17 protein-coding genes are annotated in these 15229 nt (G+C 68.6%); 5 read left to right on the top strand and 12 right to left on the bottom strand.

The annotated features are described in order from the left end of the window. Both AB4Y86_RS02110 and AB4Y86_RS02105 read right to left on the bottom strand, forming a co-directional pair. Positions 1–505 (bottom strand): SulP family inorganic anion transporter (locus AB4Y86_RS02110; protein ID WP_441399782.1); only part of this gene is annotated, 505 nt, incomplete at its 3' end. Next, positions 502–879: an ArsR/SmtB family transcription factor gene (locus AB4Y86_RS02105; protein ID WP_441399781.1), complete on the bottom strand. Its 378-nt coding sequence runs from the start codon at positions 877–879 to the stop codon at positions 502–504. The genes AB4Y86_RS02110 and AB4Y86_RS02105, both read right to left, overlap by 4 nt. Positions 880–1026: 147 nt before the next feature. Between AB4Y86_RS02105 and AB4Y86_RS02100 the strand changes: the two genes are divergently transcribed. Genes AB4Y86_RS02100 through AB4Y86_RS02085 form a run of 4 tightly spaced genes read left to right on the top strand, consistent with a single transcriptional unit; the run spans position 1027 to position 4338 of the window. Next, positions 1027–1512: an FAS1-like dehydratase domain-containing protein gene (locus tag AB4Y86_RS02100; RefSeq protein WP_441399780.1), complete on the top strand. Its 486-nt coding sequence runs from the start codon at positions 1027–1029 to the stop codon at positions 1510–1512. Positions 1513–1515: 3 nt separating this feature from the next. Continuing rightward, positions 1516–1953: a MaoC family dehydratase gene (locus tag AB4Y86_RS02095; RefSeq protein WP_441399779.1), complete on the top strand. Its 438-nt coding sequence runs from the start codon at positions 1516–1518 to the stop codon at positions 1951–1953. 15 nt (positions 1954–1968) lie between these two features. Further along, positions 1969–3246: an MFS transporter gene (locus tag AB4Y86_RS02090; protein ID WP_441399778.1), complete on the top strand. Its 1278-nt coding sequence runs from the start codon at positions 1969–1971 to the stop codon at positions 3244–3246. A 24-nt stretch (positions 3247–3270) separates the two neighbouring features. After that, on the top strand, positions 3271–4338 hold the full coding sequence (locus AB4Y86_RS02085) for a UDP-N-acetylmuramate dehydrogenase (RefSeq protein WP_441399777.1): 1068 nt from the start codon (positions 3271–3273) through the stop codon (positions 4336–4338). Between the two features lie 8 nt (positions 4339–4346). Here AB4Y86_RS02085 and AB4Y86_RS02080 read toward each other — a convergent pair whose 3' ends face one another. Both AB4Y86_RS02080 and AB4Y86_RS02075 read right to left on the bottom strand, forming a co-directional pair. Beyond that, positions 4347–4832: a hypothetical protein gene (locus AB4Y86_RS02080; RefSeq protein ID WP_441399776.1), complete on the bottom strand. Its 486-nt coding sequence runs from the start codon at positions 4830–4832 to the stop codon at positions 4347–4349. A gap of 40 nt (positions 4833–4872) precedes the next feature. Further along, positions 4873–5268: a hypothetical protein gene (locus AB4Y86_RS02075; protein ID WP_441399783.1), complete on the bottom strand. Its 396-nt coding sequence runs from the start codon at positions 5266–5268 to the stop codon at positions 4873–4875. 212 nt (positions 5269–5480) lie between these two features. Here AB4Y86_RS02075 and AB4Y86_RS02070 point away from each other — a divergent pair, with 212 nt between their 5' ends. Next, positions 5481–6596: a winged helix DNA-binding domain-containing protein gene (locus AB4Y86_RS02070; RefSeq protein WP_441399775.1), complete on the top strand. Its 1116-nt coding sequence runs from the start codon at positions 5481–5483 to the stop codon at positions 6594–6596. Positions 6597–6602: 6 nt separating this feature from the next. On the opposite strand, the gene asd is transcribed toward AB4Y86_RS02070, so the two are convergent. The 8 genes from asd to AB4Y86_RS02030 form a co-directional block, all read right to left on the bottom strand. Then, positions 6603–7745, bottom strand: a complete 1143-nt coding sequence (gene asd / locus AB4Y86_RS02065; protein ID WP_441399774.1) for an aspartate-semialdehyde dehydrogenase — start codon at positions 7743–7745, stop codon at positions 6603–6605. Positions 7746–7812: 67 nt separating this feature from the next. After that, positions 7813–8031, bottom strand: a complete 219-nt coding sequence (locus AB4Y86_RS02060) for an NF038396 family protein (RefSeq protein ID WP_441399773.1) — start codon at positions 8029–8031, stop codon at positions 7813–7815. Further along, the gene (locus tag AB4Y86_RS02055) at positions 8031–8624 is read right to left on the bottom strand and encodes a dihydrofolate reductase (protein ID WP_441399772.1); all 594 of its coding nucleotides are present in this window, start codon (positions 8622–8624) and stop codon (positions 8031–8033) included. The genes AB4Y86_RS02060 and AB4Y86_RS02055 overlap by 1 nt, the downstream gene beginning before the upstream one ends. Continuing rightward, positions 8621–9424 (bottom strand): thymidylate synthase, encoded by an 804-nt coding sequence (locus tag AB4Y86_RS02050; RefSeq protein WP_441399771.1) that lies wholly within the window; start codon positions 9422–9424, stop codon positions 8621–8623. The genes AB4Y86_RS02055 and AB4Y86_RS02050 overlap by 4 nt, the downstream gene beginning before the upstream one ends. Positions 9425–9491: 67 nt before the next feature. Continuing rightward, on the bottom strand, positions 9492–10457 hold the full coding sequence (locus tag AB4Y86_RS02045; protein WP_441399770.1) for an NUDIX hydrolase: 966 nt from the start codon (positions 10455–10457) through the stop codon (positions 9492–9494). An 11-nt stretch (positions 10458–10468) separates the two neighbouring features. Then, positions 10469–12733, bottom strand: coding sequence for an RNA degradosome polyphosphate kinase (locus AB4Y86_RS02040; RefSeq protein ID WP_441399769.1), 2265 nt, complete (start codon positions 12731–12733; stop codon positions 10469–10471). 103 nt (positions 12734–12836) lie between these two features. Beyond that, positions 12837–13868 (bottom strand): mycothiol synthase, encoded by a 1032-nt coding sequence (mshD, locus tag AB4Y86_RS02035; protein WP_441399768.1) that lies wholly within the window; start codon positions 13866–13868, stop codon positions 12837–12839. A 257-nt stretch (positions 13869–14125) separates the two neighbouring features. Then, entirely contained in the window at positions 14126–14824 is a 699-nt protein-coding gene (locus AB4Y86_RS02030) for a winged helix-turn-helix transcriptional regulator (protein WP_441399767.1), read from the bottom strand. Between the last annotated feature and the right edge of the window lie 405 nt (positions 14825–15229).

Genomic DNA, 15229 nt, shown 5'->3' with positions numbered 1-15229 from the left:
GGGTATTGTGGCCGGGCACCCCTGCGGTGCCGGTGGCCGTCGGCACCTGCTGCAGGAAGATGATGGCTGCGATGCCGAGGGTGAAGCCTTCGACGACGGGCCACGGGATGAACGCGACGGCGCGGCCCAGACCGCTGAGGCCGAGAATGATGACCAGCAGCCCAGCCATCACGGAGACCAGGGCGATGCTGGCGACGCCGTGCGAGGCGACCACGGGGGCCAGGACCACCACCATGGCACCGGTAGGCCCGGAAACTTGGACGTTTGAGCCACCCATGACGGCAGCCACCAGCCCGGCCACCACCGCTGTGATGAGCCCAGCCTCGGCGCCCACCCCTGAGCTCACTCCGAAGGCGAGAGCCAGCGGGAGGGCCACGATGCCGACGGTGATGCCGGCGAGGAGATCGGTCCGCCAGGACGCGCGCAGGCCACCATAGTCGCGGCCGGACGGCAGGAACCGTGCGAGGTAGCCGTGTGCGCCGCGCACTGCAGTCCCGGCGGTCATGAGGCGGACGCCGGGAGGGGTGCGGCGGGGAGTTCCTGCGCGAGCCGGAACTGTTCGCCGGAGTCCGCCAGGCTGTCCAGCAGGAAGATCCGGGAAATGGCGAGCAGTTCGGCAATTTTCGGGTGGGCCAGCCGGTAGGTCACCACATTGGCGGTCCGGACCGAGGTCACCACCCGGTGCCGGCGGAGGGTGGCCAGATGCTGGGACAGGTGGGAGGCTTCCAGCCCGGTCTCGGTCAGCAGGTAGCTGACCGGCGCGGCGGTGTCCGGAGCGGCCGCCAGCAGTTCCAGCACCCGGATCCGGGCCGGGTGGGCGAGGGCCTTGAACAGGTTGGCCTTGATTTCGTATAAAGGGGTCTGCGCTGCGGAAATCACGGCTGGCCTGCGCTCTCATTTGGCACGCAACGGTGACACTGGTGCGTGAATTGCTGAATTGATGTTTCCATCATATCGCTCTATGGCAAGCGCCGCCCCGCGCTGCAGCGCGGCGGGTGGCGGCTCTCGGGGCGCTAGGCTTGAACCATGACTATCAATCCGGATCTGCAGGGCCGCAGTTATCCCGCCGCAGAGGTGTAYGACGTCGGGCGCGAGAAGATCCGCGAGTTCGCGCGTGCGGTCAAAGCGACCCACCCCGCCCACTTTGAGGTCGACGCCGCCAAGGCGCTGGGCCACAGCGACCTCGTGGCCCCGCCCACCTTTGCGATCATCGTGGCGCAACGCGCCGATGCGCAGCTGATCGAGGATCCGGAATCCGGTATCGACTTCTCCCGCGTGGTCCACGCCGACCAGCGCTTCGTCCACCACCGCCCGATCGTCGCGGGGGACCGGCTGGTCGCCGAGCTGCACGTCGACGGGGTCCGCGCCATGGGCGGGGGCGCCATGATCACCACCCGCTCGGAGATCTTCTCCGTGAGCGGCAGCGAAGCGGGCAACGATCCCGGCACCGGGACGCGCGAAGCCGTCGCCACCACCACCTCGTCCATCCTGGTCCGCGGAGAGGAACAGTAACGCATGCGCCCCACACTTTCAGACCTCACCGTCGGCCAGGATCTCGGCAGCCGCAGCATCGACGTCACCCGCACTGACCTGGTCAAATACGCCGGTGCCTCCGGCGACTTCAACCCGATCCACTGGAACGAGGCGTTCGCCACTGGCGTCGGCCTGCCCGGCGTGATCGCCCACGGCATGTTCACGATGGGGGCCGCCGTCCAGCTCGTGGCCGACTGGGCCGGCGACCCGGCCGCCGTGGTGGACTTCCAAACCCGCTTCACCAAGCCGGTCCCGGTGGCCGACACGACAGGGGACACCGCCGCCGGAGCGGTGATCGAGGTCAGCGGCGCCATCGGAGCGCTCGACGCCGACGCCGGCACCGCGCGCGTGGACCTCACCGTCCTCGCAGGAGGCCAAAAGGTCCTCATGAAGGCTCAGGCCGTCGTCAGACTGGCCTGACCGGATGACCCTGCCGTGAGGGTGCCTGCCGCGCAGTCCGCCGAGGTGACCCGCTGGCGCAACGCCGTCGTCGTCGCCTATGGCTTCAGCGGCATCGCCTTCGCGAGTTGGGTATCGCGGCTGCCGGCGATCCGTGACGGGCTGGACCTGACGCCCGGCAACGTAGGCCTGCTGCTGTTGTGCATGACGCTGGGCTCCTTTGTCTCGGTGTCCGCATCCGGGCTGATCGTTTTGCGCTTCGGGTCCAAACAGACCATCCGAATCGGCAGCATCATGGTCGGGGCCGGGCTGGTCCTCGCCGGGTTCGGGACCTCGGTCCTGGTTAACCCGCTGGCGGTCGCTGCCGGACTGGCCGTGGTAGGTCTTGGCACCGCCAGCTGGAACACGGCCTCCAACGTTGAAGGCGCTGCCGTCGAGCGTGCGGTGCGGCGGCACATCATGCCCAGGCTGCACGGCTCGTTCAGCCTGGGCACGGTCGCAGGCGCCGGGGCGGGCGCCTGGGCTGCCGGCGCAGGAGTGCCGGTCTTCTGGCACCTGGCCGTTGTTGGCGCCCTGGTCGCCGGCTCCGTGGCCACAGCCGCCGGCTGGTTCCGTGCCGACATCACCCCGGTCGCCGAGGAAACGGCTTACAGGCCGGCCGGCCCGGACACCTTCGATGATCCCTCTACCGGCCCGTTGCCCATCATCAGCCAGGCCACGACGGGGCCGGAAGCGCCGCTGGATAACAAGCGGCAGATCGCCCAGGCCTGGCGGGACCGCCGGACCCTCCTGCTCGGCGTCCTGGTGCTGGGGCTGGCACTGGCCGAGGGTGCAGCGGGGGACTGGGTGGCACTGGCGCTCGCCGACGGCCACGGCCAGTCCGACGCTGCCGGAGCCGCCGGTTACGGTCTCTTCGTCACCTTCATGACGGTGGGCCGCTTTGCCGGCACCCTGGCCCTGGACCGGTATGGCCGGGTCCCGGTGATGCGCTGGTGCGCGGCCCTGGCAGTGGCCGGGTTGGGCTTGTTCGTCTTTGCGCCGGTTCCGTGGCTGGCCTACGTGGCCCTGGCCATCTGGGGTCTGGGCGCCTCGCTGGGTTTCCCGGTGGGCATGTCCGCCGCCGCCGACGATCCGGTAAAGGCCGCCGCACGCGTCTCTGTGGTCTCGACCATCGGGTACGGGGCGTTCCTCTGCGGGCCGCCCCTGCTGGGCCTGCTGGCCGAACACGTCGGCATCCTGCACTCGCTGCTGGCCGTCATGGTGATGCTGGTGGTCAGCTTCCTGCTCTCCCCGGTGGCCCGCAAGGCCGGCTGACCTGATCCCGGCTAGGCTGGAGAAGTGACCCAGACACTGCTTTCCGCCCTGACCACGGCCCGCGTCGGCGGCCCTGCCGCCAACTACATCGAAGCCCGGACCGAGGCGGAGATCATCGACGCCGTCCGGGAGGCAGACGCTGGTGGAGAGCCGTTGCTGATCATCGGCGGCGGTTCCAACCTGCTGGTCGCAGACGAAGGGTTCCCCGGCACCGTGCTGAAAATCGGGTCCCAGGGCTTCGCGGTCAACGCGGAGGACTCCTGCGGCGGAGTCGCCGTCGTAGTCGAGGCGGGCCACAACTGGGACGCGCTCGTGGAGCACGCCGTCAAGCATGCCTGGTCAGGCATCGAGGCGCTGTCCGGGATTCCCGGTGCCACCGGCGCGACCCCGGTGCAGAACGTCGGAGCCTACGGCGCCGACGTGTCGCAGACCATCGCCGCGGTCCGCACCTGGGACCGCGAACGCAACGCGGTGCAGACGTTCACCAGCTCCGAGTTGAAGTTCGGTTACCGCGACTCCATCCTCAAACAGGCGACCTCCGGCGGGTCCCCGCGCTATGTGGTGCTCACGGTGGAATTCCAGCTGCCGCTGGGCCGGATGAGTGCACCAATCCGCTATGCCGAGCTGGCCCGGAACCTCGGCGTCGAGGTCGGCAAGCGGGCCTACTCCAACGACGTGAGGCGCGAGGTGCTCCGACTCAGGGCGTCCAAGGGCATGGTCCTGGACCCTGCGGACCCAGACACCTACTCCACAGGTTCGTTCTTCACCAATCCGATCGTGCCGGCCGGGGTCGCTGCAGGCCTGCCGGAGGACGCCCCCCGGTACCCTGCCGGCGCGGACGGGCTGACCAAACTCTCCGCCGCCTGGCTGATCGACCACGCCGGCTATGGGAAGGGCTTCGGCTTGGAAGCCGATAGCGTCTCGGGCGGCCGGGCCTCGCTGTCCACCAAGCACACCCTGGCCATCACGAACCGGGGCGGGGCCAGCGCAGAAGACCTGCTGGCGATCGCCCGCGAGGTCCGCCGCGGCGTCGTCGAACGCTTTGGCGTTGAGCTGCAGCCTGAGCCGCTGCTGATCGGAATCGAGCTCTAAGCCGAGCCCTAAAGGGGATGCGCGGCAGCCCGGGACGGTGTCCCGCGGGTGGTTGCCGACGCCGCGGCCAGGCCGTGGGCCCAGCCCAAGGCGGCCATGGTCGGGTAGAAGAAAGCCGAGGCAAGACTGGTAGGCCGCAGCGGCCCGAACACACCGGCGGCCGCCATCAGCATTGCCCCCACCGAGGCCAGCGCCCCGAGAGCGGCCAGCAGCACCAGAACCCGGACCAGGCGCGGGTGCGCACGCCAGCCGCGCAGTAGCCGGACCGTGACGCCCAGCGTGCGTGCCGCCCGGGTGCCCAGCGTCGTCACTGCGTAGGCGCCGGCCAGCCCGACCACCCCGCCGGCCAGATATGGCTCCGAGTCCCGGCTGTTGGCCTGGCTGAGCAGAGCCCCGACCATCGAAAGAGTTCCGGCCAGCACCGCGAGGCTCGCCAGCGTCATCAACATGATCCGACCCTTACCCAGCACCGCCAGCGAAGTCCCCAAAGTCATCCGGCCAGCCTATAACGGACCCGCAACAGCGGGTGCGGACCTACTTCCGGCCGCGGCGCGGGGCCACTTTGCTGAAGAGCATGAAGGTGAACCCGGACGCCGCCGCGCCCAGCAAGAAAACCTGGCAGAACGCCACGGACTGGGCGCTGGGTCCGGTCCGCAGTACCAGCCCGGCACACGCGAAAGCCACTGCTCCGGCCAGCAGCACGATGGAGCCCAGCAGGAAGCTCTGCACCGTGGCCGGGAACTCCGCGGCAGGGTCGATCTCGAACTCGGTGGCGTCGCGCGGTGACCGAGGCCGAGGCTGGAGGGTGGCCGCCGCGACGAAGCTCGCGACCGCGACGGCCATGCAGGCCGCGGAAAATGTCTGGAAGGCAGTCATAAGGGGGGAGAGACGGGTGCCACCGGCGATGGCGATGGCGAGGCCGGCCGCCATTCCAACCACGCTGGAAGCCCAGCCCAGCAAGGCCAGCCTCCTGCACACGGGCCGTAGCCGCGGCCACGCCTCACTCAATGTCATTCATCCACCTTAAGGAAGCCGGCTGGGCGCAGGCTGGGAGCGGCCCGGGCGCGGACCATGCAGGTGCCATGGAGGCCCGCAGGTGCCGGATCCGCCCGGTCTGTCGGCGCCGCACCTAGGATGTTCCCATGGCAGCAGTGCTCCCAACCCGACTGAGCCGGGCCGTGATGGGCAGGCTCCGCCTGGCCTCGCAGGGGCTCACCGGTGCCGGGTTCGGTTCCGTCCCTGAGGCCGTCCGGTCGATGACCGCCCTGCAGGCACAGGACCTGCGGGCTTCGCTCTGGGCCGTGGGGCAGCGCGTTCCGGGCTCCCGGGTGGCCGATGTCCGGGCCGCTTTGGATCGCGGTGAGATCGTCCGGTCTTGGCCGATGCGCGGCACCCTGCACCTGCTCGCGCCGGAGGACCTGAGGTGGATCCTGGACATCACCTCCGGCCGTCTGATCAAAGCCCTGGCCGGTCGCCACCGGGAACTCGGCATCTCAGCAGCGGACGTTGACGCTGCCGCCGAGGCCGCGCTGCTGCGGGTCGCGGGCGGCGCGGCCGCCAGCCGGGCGGAACTGTTCCAGACCTTCGAAGAAGCCGGCCAGTCCACGGCCGGCCAGCGCGGCATCCATCTGCTGACGATGCTGTGCCAGCGCGGGTGGCTGGTGCAGGGGCCGCTGGCCGGGAACCAGCAGCTGGTGGTGGCCTTCGACGACTGGATCAAAGACTCCCGGCGGCTGGACCGCGCTGAAGGCATTGCGGAATGGCTGCTGCGCTATCTCCGCAGCCACGGCCCGGCCACAGAGCGTGACTTCGCCTGGTGGTCCGGAATTCCGCTGACGGAAACCCGGGCGGCGCTGGCCGAAGTGCGGCACCAGCTGGCGGCGGTGGAATTCGAGGGGGCCCGGTACTGGCTCGCCCCGGAGACGGCCGCCCTGCTCGACGACGGCGTGCCCGGCCAGCGCACCGTGCTGGCGCTCCCGGGCTTCGACGAGTTCGTGCTGGGCTACACGGACAGGTCCATCGTGCTGCCGGCACAGCACGCGGACAAGATCGTTCCTGGCGGCAACGGGGTGTTCAAGAAAACCATTGTGGCCGGCGGCCAAGTGGTCGGCACCTGGGTGTCGCGCGGGAACGGCCGCGGCGCCGTCGTCGTCCCGGAGCCTTTTGACGGCGTTAACGGCCTGCGGCCTGCAGCACTTAAGTCCTTTGAGCTGCAGGCCGCGAAGTACCGGCGGTTCCTGGCAGTTGATGCCCCCTAGCTGCGCCTAGAGCGTGCCGGTGGCGATCTTGAGCATGCGCCGCAGCGGCTCCGCGGCGCCCCACAGGAGCTGGTCTCCCACGGTGAATGCGCTGATGTACTCGGGGCCCATTTCGAGCTTGCGGATCCGGCCCACCGGGATGTCCAGGGTGCCGGACGCCGCCACCGGGGTGAGGTCCGCCATCGAGGCTTCCTTCGTGTTGGGCACCACCGTGGCCCAGGGGTTGTCCGCGTCGAGCAGCTTCTCGATCTCGGCCACGGAAAGGTCCTCGCGGAGCTTGAGCGTGAGCGCCTGGGAGTGTGAGCGCATGGCGCCGATCCGGACGCACAGGCCGTCCATGATGACGCGGTCCGCGCCGGTGGTGCCCAGGATCTTGTTGGTTTCCACCCCGGCCTTCCACTCTTCCTTGGACTGGCCGTTGCCGAGGTCCGCGTCGATCCAGGGGATCAGCGAGCCTGCCAGCGGCACGCCGAACTGGGTGGCGTCGATGTCGGTGCGCTGGTGCGCCAGGACCTTGCGGTCGATCTCGAGGATGGCCGACGCCGGGTCATCCAGTTCGCTGCTGACCTCGGCGTTGAGCGTGCCGAACTGGCTCAGCAGTTCACGCATGTGCCGGGCGCCGCCGCCGGATGCGGCCTGGTAAGTCATGGAGGTGCCCCACTCCACCAGGCCGTTCTTGAACAGGCCGCCGAGGCCCATCAGCATGCAGGAAACGGTGCAGTTGCCGCCGATGTAGTCCTTGACGCCGCCGGAGAGGCCAGCGTCGATGACGTCGCGGTTGATCGGGTCCAGCACGATGATCGAGTCGTCGTTCATGCGGAGGGTGGAGGCTGCGTCGATCCATAGACCGTCCCAGCCGCGGCCGCGCAGTTCGCCGTGGACCTGCTTGGTGTAGTCGCCGCCCTGGGCGGTGACGATGATCGGCAGTTTAGCCAGCGTGTCGACGTCGAACGCGTCCTCCAGCCGGCCGGCCGCTCCGGTCGCYGCACCGGCAATATCCGGGGCGGCCCCGCCGGCGTTCGAGGTGGAGAAGAAGACGGGGTTGATGTCGGCGAAGTCGCCCTCGTCCTGCATGCGCTGCATCAGGACGGAGCCGACCATGCCACGCCAACCGACCAGTCCGACGGACGGGGTAGCTGCTGTAGTCATTGGGCCAGTTTAGACTTTGCGGCGGCCGGGCCGCAGTCGGTTACGTCACGGGCCGGCGGGCCGGCCGTTACTTGCCGTCGGGCTCTGCCAGCAGTGCGCTCTTGCGCCGGCGCAGGGCGAACACCGCCCCGAAGGCGAACACCTGGGTGACGACGACGAGGACCACCGCGCCGGCGATCTTGTTGCCGCCGAGGATCATGGTCAGTCCCACGATCGCGGACAACAGAGCCAGCAGGGGCAGCAGCATGTACCCGAGGACAAACAGCGTTTCCGGTTTCCGCAGCACTACTTGGCCTCCGTCCGGCGCCACAGGGTGACGCGGTAGCGGGTGCCGTTCGCGGCGGTCAGCCAGCCGTCGGACGGGAGGCTCGCCTCAGCCGTCCAGTCGTAACCGAGTTCCGGCGCGAACGTGTCGCCCTCGGTGGTCGTGTCGATGGTGGTGACGACGGCGACGTCGGCGAGGTCGAGGGACTGCGTAAAGATTTCGCCGCCGCCAATGATCCAGACCATCGCCTGGCCCGGCGCGAACTGGGATTCGAGCAGGGCATCGTCCAGGGACCGGACCGCCAGGGCGCCCTCCGCGTCCGGCGTCCCGCCCCAGTTTTCCTGCCGCGTGATCACGATGTTCGTCCGGTCGGGCAGCGGCCGGTATCTGTCCGGGAAGGATTCCCAGGTCTTGCGGCCCATGATGACCGGGTGTCCCGTGGTGAGCCGGCTGAAGTGCTTCATGTCCTCGGGCAGGTCCCATGGCATGGCGCCGGCCTGGCCGATCACGCCGGTGCTGGTCTGCGCCCACACGAGGCCGAGCCCGGTGAGGCTGCCGCGGAGCCGTTCGGTGAAATCGGCCGGTTCGAGGGATTTGCTGGTTTCGTTGCTCATACGGCTATCGGCGCCTTAATCGTGGGGTGGTGCTGGTAGCCGACCACCTCGAAGTCCTCGAGGGTGTAGTCGAAAATTGACGCTGGTTTGCGGGTGATCCGGAGCTGCGGATAGTCGTACGGTTCCCGGCGCAGCTGGGTGAGGACCTGGTCCAGATGGTTCTCATAGATGTGGACGTCCCCGCCGGTCCAGACAAACTCGCCCGGTTCCAGCCCGGTCTGCTGGGCCAGCATGCAGGTCAGCAGGGCGTACGAGGCAATATTGAACGGCACGCCCAGGAAGGTGTCCGCGGAGCGCTGGTACAGCTGGCAGGAGAGTTTGCCGTCGGCGACGTAGAACTGGAAAAAGGCGTGGCATGGCGGCAGCGCCATGTTCTTCAGCTCGGCCACGTTCCAAGCCGAGACGATGTGGCGGCGCGAGTCCGGGTTGGCCTTGAGATTTTCCGCCAGTTCCGCGATCTGATCGATGTGGCCGCCGTCGGGGGTCGGCCAGGAGCGCCACTGCACGCCGTAGACCGGGCCGAGTTCGCCGTCGGCCCCTGCCCATTCGTTCCAGATGGTGACGCCCTGGTCCTGCATCCACTTCGCGTTGCTGTCCCCGCGCAGGAACCACAGCAGCTCCACCGCGACGGACTTGAAGTGCACCCGCTTGGTGGTGATCAGCGGGAAGCTCTTGCCGAGGTCGAAGCGGAGCTGCCGACCGAACACGCTGCGGGTCCCCGTTCCGGTGCGGTCCGATTTGTGCGTGCCGTGCTCCAGGACATCGCGCAGCAAGTCTTCATAAGGCGTTGGGATGCTCACGGTCCCAGTCTACTGAGAACTGCCGGGCTGTTGAGAACAGCCGGCCCGTGCCGTGCTCATCGACTACCTAATCGTCGAAAGGCCGGAACTGCTCCACCGCCACGATCTTTCCCTTGGCACGTGAAACGTGGCAGACCAGGATTTCGCCGGCCGACAGGAATGGGTCCGTGGCCGGCAGCAGGGCACGCAGCCGGGAGTTCATGTGTTTGCCCAGCTGTGCAAAGACCGTGGGCAGGACGGGCCGGTGCGTGCACAGGGCCACGGCGCGTTCCTTGTCGATGAGTGCCTCGACGAGGTTCGCGGCCTTGTGCGGACTCCGGCCATGCCGGTGCTCGGTCAGGGAATCGTCCAGTTTCACCTTGGCGTCGACGGCCTTGGCGTACGGCGCGACCGTGGCCACGCAGCGAAGCCACGGGCTCGTCAGCACCCGCGACGGGCTCCAGGCCTGCAACAGGCGCCCCACGGCCTGGGCCTGGCGGGTCCCGGTGGCTGCGAGCGGACGGTCGCCCTCCGCTTTGGACCAGGAGGAGCGCGGTTTGGCCTTCGCATGGCGGATGACCAGCAGCGGCCAGGTGGCAAGTTCACCGCGGGCATGGGCTTCGACGAGGTGTTCCAGCGGGGCACGGTCGCCCGGATTGCTCAGCAGGCCCGTAGCCTTTTCCGGCGAACACCACAGGACGCTGTCCACCTCCTTGCCGTCCGGGTGGAGCGGGGCGCCGTCGACGTCGACAGCCCAGTAGTGCACCACCTTCAGGCCGGCCTGCACGTGGTAGTGGATCGGCGGCAGCGGGACGCCGAGGGGCGCCTTGAGGCCTATTTCTTCCTCGACCTCGCGGGCCGCGCACTCGGGAACGGTTTCGCCCGGGTCGATTTTGCCCTTGGGCCAGGACCAGTCGTCATACCGGGGGCGGTGGATCAGCAGGACCTCAAGTTGGTCCTTGTTGACGCGCCACGGCAGCGCGCCGGCCGCGACGACTGCAATCGCCTCGCCCGGGTGGTCCGTCTGGTCCGCGATCGGTGCATCGCTACTCACAACCGGCGGCCCTAGCGCAGGCTCGCCGGGCGCTGCCGCGAACGGGACGCTAGCAGCCATGACTGGATGTCCAGCAGCGGGGTGCCGTCCTCGGCGAGGTGGTGGCGGATCCAATCGCCGCTACTGTCCAGATGCCAGCTGGCGGTTCCCGGATCCATGTACCGGCGCAGCAGGTCCAGCACGTACGAGGTGTCATCCCCGCTGCGGAGTTGCACGAGGGCCTCCACCCGGCGGTCGAGGTTGCGGTGCATCATGTCCGCCGAACCGATGTAAACCACCGGCTCGCCGCCGTTGGCGAAGGCGAAGACGCGGGAATGTTCAAGGAAACGGCCCAGGACGGATCGGACCGTGATGTTCTCGCTCAGACCCGGCACGCCGGGGCGCAGCGAGCAGATCCCGCGGACAATGATGTCCACCGGTACCCCGGCCTGCGAGGCCCGGTAGAGGGAATCGATGATGGCTTCATCCACCATCGAGTTCACCTTGATCTGGACCCGGGCGGGGATCCCGGCCCGGGCGTTGCGGATTTCCGTTTCGATCCGGTCGATCAGCCCGGAGCGCACCGAGCGCGGGGCAACCAGCAGCCGCTTGAAGGTGGACTTCGGGGCGTAGCCGGAAAGCTGGTTGAAGAGTTTGGACAGGTCCTCGCCCACCTGCTCGTTGGCCGTGAGCAGGCCGAGGTCCTCGTAGTAGCGGGCGGTGCGGGGGTGGTAGTTGCCGGTGCCGATATGGCAGTAGCGGCGGAGCCCGTCCACCTCCTGGCGGACCACGAGGGAGAGCTTGCAGTGGGTCTTCAGTCCCACGATCCCGTACACCACGTGCACGCCGGCCTGCTCCAGTTTCCGCGCCCAGGAGATGTTGGCCTGCTCGTCGAAGCGGGCCTTGATCTCCACCAGGGCGAGCACCTGCTTGCCGGCTTCGGCGGCGTCGATCAGGGCATCAACGATGGGCGAGTCCCCGCTGGTGCGGTACAGGGTCTGCTTGATGGCCTGCACCTTCGGGTCCGCGGCGGCCTGCTCGAGGAAGGCCTGCACGGAGGTGGAGAAAGAATCGTAAGGGTGGTGCAGGAGGATGTCGCGCCGGCGCATGGCCGCGAAGACGTTGGCCGGCTTCGCAGTCTCCGACTCGTTCAGGTAGCGGGAGGTGTGCGGGACGTGCTTGGGGTAATGCAGGTCCGTCCGGTCGATCCCGGCGATGACCGAGAGTCCGCGCAGGTCCAGCGGGGCCGGGACGGAGTAGACCTCGGACTCCTCCACGCCCAGCTCGCGGATCAGCAACGCCCGGATGTTGGGGTTGATGTCGTTGGTGACTTCGAGCCGCACCGGCGGCCCGAAGCGGCGGCGCAGCAGTTCCTTTTCCAGCGCCTGCAGGAGGTTCTCGGCGTCGTCCTCTTCGACCTCGACGTCCTCGTTGCGGGTGACCCGGAAGGTGTGGTGTTCGAGCACCTCCATGCCGGCGAAGAGCTGGTCCAGGTGGACTGCGATGACTTCCTCGAGCGCGATGAACCGCGCCACCCTGCCGGGCACGGAGCCGGCGCGCGGGCCGTCGATGGAGATCAAGCGCGGCAGCTGGTCCGGGACCTTGAGGCGGGCGAAGAGCTCCTTGTCGCTGACCGGGTTGCGGACCACGACGGCGAGGTTCAGTGAGAGGCCGGAGATGTACGGGAACGGGTGGGCGGGATCGACGGCCAGCGGCGTCAGGATCGGGAACACCTTCTCGGCGAACATGGCGCTGAGCTGGTCCTTGGCCTGGTCGTCGAGCTCTTCCCAGCGCATCAGGTGGATGTGCTCGTAGGCCAGCGCCGGGCGGATCTGTTCCGCGTAGACGCGGGCATGGCGCTGCTGGAGCCGGTGGGCCTCCTCGCCGATCTGCTCCAGGACCTGCATGGGGCTCAGACCGGCGGGGGAGGGGACCGCGAGGCCGGTCGCGATGCGGCGCTTCAACCCGGCGACCCGGACCATGAAGAACTCGTCCAGGTTCGAGGCGAAGATGGAGAGGAAGCTGACGCGTTCCAGCAGGTAAAGCTCGGGATCTTCGGCCAGCTCCAGGACGCGCGCGTTGAAGGCCAGCCAGCTCAGCTCCCGGTCCAGGAAACGGTCAGGGCTGATGTCGCCCTCCGGTTCCAGGTTGGGAGCGAACTCTGGGATATCGATCCGGTCCTGGGTGGCCCGCGAGGCGGGCACCTCCGAGGAGCCGAACTGTGCCCGCGCCGGACGCGCAGCCTTGCCGTTCAGAGCGGCTTCGGACGTTGCCGTCCCGGCAGATTCCCGTTGCATGGTCTCTCCTAATGCTGACGCGATTTAGCTTCAACCTTACAAGCAATCGGGGCCCGACGAGCCCGGATTTCGGCCGCTCCCGGGCACCCGGCGGCGGGGCCGGCTACTGTCCCCGCACCGGCGCGTACATGACGTCCACGTCCCAGCGCGAAAAGCCGAGCCGCCGATAGAGCGCGACGGCGGGAATGTTATCGGCGTCGACGTACAGCATCACGGCGTGCAGGCCTTGCTGCTGCAGGTACCTGATGCCGGCGACGGTCAGGGCCTTGCCCAGGCCGGTGCCCTGCGCCTCGGGGGCGACGCCGACGACGTACACCTCGCCGATCGCCGGGTGCCCGCCGTGCTGCGGGTGGACCTTGGTCCAGTGGAAGCCGAGGATCCGGCCGCCGGCATCGACCGCGAGCAGGAACCCGGCCGGGTCGAACCACGGCTCGGCCATCCGTGCGTCGAGGTCGGCCCGGCTCATGTTGCCTTGTTCCGGGTGGTGGGCAAACGCGGCCCGGTTGACCGCCAGCCAGGCGTCCTCGTCGGCGCCGGGCGCGAAGCTGCGCAGCGAGATACCCTCCGGCACCGCAACGTCGGGCAATTCCGAGGCCGCCGTGGCGAGCCGCATCTTCCACAGTTCGCGGACCGGGGCGTAGCCGTAGCGGGCCGCCAGGTCCGCGGCGGCCTCGTGGTTGCCGTGTGACCACGCCTTGAGGCCCGCGAAGCCGCGCACCCGCTGCAGCTCCCCGACCAGCCGGTCAGCGACCCCCTGATTGCGGTAGCTCGGGTGGACTGCCACCTCCAACACCCCGGTGCCGTCCGATTCCTCGACGACGACGGCGAAACCCGCCAGGTCGTTGCCCCGGGCCGCGGCAGGGCCGCCGCCGGGACGGACGGCGGCGGCACCGTATCCGGCGTCCTGCCGGGCGTCGTCGCCGGAATAGTCGGGGGAGTAGAGGGCCAGGGCCAGCACGGTGTGCGGCCCGCCGCCCGCGGCGCGCAGCGTCACGAGGGTCTGCTCCGAGAGCGGCGGATTGCCGTCGGACTCCTCAGCGGCGGCGACGAGGGCCCTGACGTCCCGCATCAGCTGTTCGTCGACAGTTCCCTGCAGGGTGAGTACGGGCCAATTCTCCGGGTGCGCGGGACTCATGGTGCAAGGCTATACGTCCGCGGCCCGTCGGCGCGCGGAGCTCCGGTGGATTTGATGCCGCCGGCCCTGGGACGTATAGTCGTTAAGTCATCCGGCTTGCCGGCTGTGAGGGGGATCCACCACTGGGGTGGCCTCGATACGTTCGACCCGTATGTCCYCCACTGCAACGCCAAGGGCAATTGGCGAAAAGCAAAGCCCCGGACTCTGAGAGTCCGGGGCTTTGCTGTGTCCGTTGGGTGCCGTCCGAAGGAAGCGGCTCAGGCTTCGGTGAGTTCCTCGTCCGGTTGCCGGACCAGCGTCAGGCGGTAGCCGACGTTCCGCACCGTGCTGATCAGGTTCTCGTGGTCGGCACCGAGCTTGGCCCGCAGCCTCCGGACATGGACGTCCACGGTCCGGGTGCCGCCGTAGTAGTCGTAGCCCCAGACCTCGGTGAGGAGCTGCTGGCGCGTGAAGACCCGGCCGGGGTGCTGGGCCAGATACTTGAGCAGCTCGAATTCTTTGAAGGTCAGGTTGAGCACGGCCCCGTTGACCCGGGCCGTGTAACTGGCTTCGTCGATGACGACGCCGGCAGCCCTGATCTCCGTGGGCGCGTCGTCGTGGTCCGGCAGGGCGCGTGCGACACCGAGGCGGATCCGGGCTTCGACTTCGGCGGGGCCAGCGGATTCGAGCAAGATGTCGTCCACGGCCCAGGCCGAGGAGACGGCCGCCATGCCGCCTTCGGTCAGGATCAGCATCAGGGGCGCGCTCAGTCCGGTCGCCTTGAGCAGCTGGGTGAGGGAGCGGGCGCCAACGAGGTCCTTGCGGGCRTCGAGCAGGACGATGTCGCAGGGATCGGTGTCAAGCAGGGCTGTGGGCTCGGCGGGGAGAATGTGGACGCGGTGGTTCAGCAATTCCAGCGCAGGCAGGACGTCCACCGATGACCCGGTGCTGTTCGTCAAAAGCAGGATGTGCGACATGGTTCCTCCAAGGGGTGTCCGCGCATCGTTGGGCGTCTGAGCCGGGCTCCTAGCGGAAGGTGCCGGGCGTCCGGACGGTGTCCGGACGGCGCCTGCCGGAGGAAGCGTAGCTGAGCCTTGAGTATACCTAAACGCCATTTCCCGGACACTGTTTCGCCGTTCCAACTTGGTTCTTTTGCGACACAAAACTTTCAGATAGGGCAGGATTGACCCGTCGGGGCCTGCCGTCCCGGCGGAGTCGAGCAGGCCGAGGTGGGTCCGCAGTGAGCGAAGGTGCCGGTTGATCGTGGCTATGTTGAGCGTGGGGGACACACTGTGAAGTCATGGAGCGTGGGTGCGGTCGGGCTGGCCGGACTCGCCGCGATCGTTGCCGGGACCTATTCCGCTCCGGAGGTCCTGCTGGCT

This window comes from Arthrobacter sp. 2YAF22_2 (assembly GCF_052114645.1).
GTDB lineage: Bacteria > Actinomycetota > Actinomycetes > Actinomycetales > Micrococcaceae > Arthrobacter.
This window is presented reverse-complemented; position numbering and strand designations above follow the sequence as displayed.

Coding starts and splice junctions, on each gene's coding strand:
- AB4Y86_RS02095 (WP_441399779.1), top strand. CDS start 1,516: ATGCGCCCCACACTTTCAGACCTCACCGTCGGCCAGGATCTCGGCAGC.
- AB4Y86_RS02080 (WP_441399776.1), bottom strand. CDS start 4,832: ATGACTTTGGGGACTTCGCTGGCGGTGCTGGGTAAGGGTCGGATCATG.
- AB4Y86_RS02075 (WP_441399783.1), bottom strand. CDS start 5,268: ATGGCGGCCGGCCTCGCCATCGCCATCGCCGGTGGCACCCGTCTCTCC.
- AB4Y86_RS02070 (WP_441399775.1), top strand. CDS start 5,481: ATGGCAGCAGTGCTCCCAACCCGACTGAGCCGGGCCGTGATGGGCAGG.
- AB4Y86_RS02055 (WP_441399772.1), bottom strand. CDS start 8,624: ATGAGCAACGAAACCAGCAAATCCCTCGAACCGGCCGATTTCACCGAA.
- AB4Y86_RS02040 (WP_441399769.1), bottom strand. CDS start 12,733: ATGCAACGGGAATCTGCCGGGACGGCAACGTCCGAAGCCGCTCTGAAC.
- mshD (WP_441399768.1), bottom strand. CDS start 13,868: ATGAGTCCCGCGCACCCGGAGAATTGGCCCGTACTCACCCTGCAGGGA.